Here is a 615-nt window from a genome sequence, read left to right on the forward strand (position 1 = left end):
AGGGCGTCGGCCGCTTGTCGGCGTAGAAGCCGATCAGGGGCTGCAGCAGCGAGGCGGTGAGCTGATAGGTCAGCGTCACCAGCCCGATCTGGGCGAAGCTAAGGTGGAACTGCGGCTTGAGGGTCGGGTAGATGGCCGGCAGCAGCGACTGCATCATGTCGTTGAGCAGGTGGCAGAAGCTGATGGCGAACAGCACGGTGAACACCGTGCCGCCGGTATCGGCGTTGCGTTGGCGGTCCAGGGTTATGGCGGTCATGCGGCGTGTCCCAACTCGACTTCGACGGCCGGTCAAGATAGGGAAGGAAGGTGGACCCGCAATCGTTGGCGGGTCTTGGAATTTCGCGAGTGGGTCAGATGGTCCGTAACGCCCGCGGCGTCGACTATGAGACTGCGCTCCGCCCGGTGGTGGCGATCGGCAACGACTATGCGCCCAACCATCTGGTCCGGGCGCACCGGCATCCGCTGCGCAGCCAGGTGCTGTATGTCGCCAGCGGCCTCGCGGCGGTGACGACCGGCGACGGGGCCTGGGTCGTGCCGCGCGAGCGCAGCCTGTGGATCCCGCTCGGCGTCGAGCACGAGATCCGCGGCGTCGGCCGCTATTCGACGCACAGCCTG

2 protein-coding genes are annotated in these 615 nt (G+C 66.8%); one reads left to right on the plus strand and one right to left on the minus strand.

The window, feature by feature from the left end:
• Positions 1-256, minus strand: a 256-nt coding sequence (locus D1614_RS28300; RefSeq protein WP_119440506.1) for an MFS transporter, incomplete at its 3' end; no start/stop codon positions are given.
• Between the two features lie 98 nt (positions 257-354).
• On the opposite strand from D1614_RS28300, the gene D1614_RS28305 reads away from it, so the two are divergent.
• On the plus strand, positions 355-615 hold a 261-nt coding region (locus D1614_RS28305; protein ID WP_206610170.1), incomplete at its 3' end, for an AraC family ligand binding domain-containing protein.

Source organism: Maribellus luteus, from assembly GCF_003576475.1.
Taxonomy (GTDB): domain Bacteria; phylum Bacteroidota; class Bacteroidia; order Bacteroidales; family Prolixibacteraceae; genus Draconibacterium; species Draconibacterium luteum.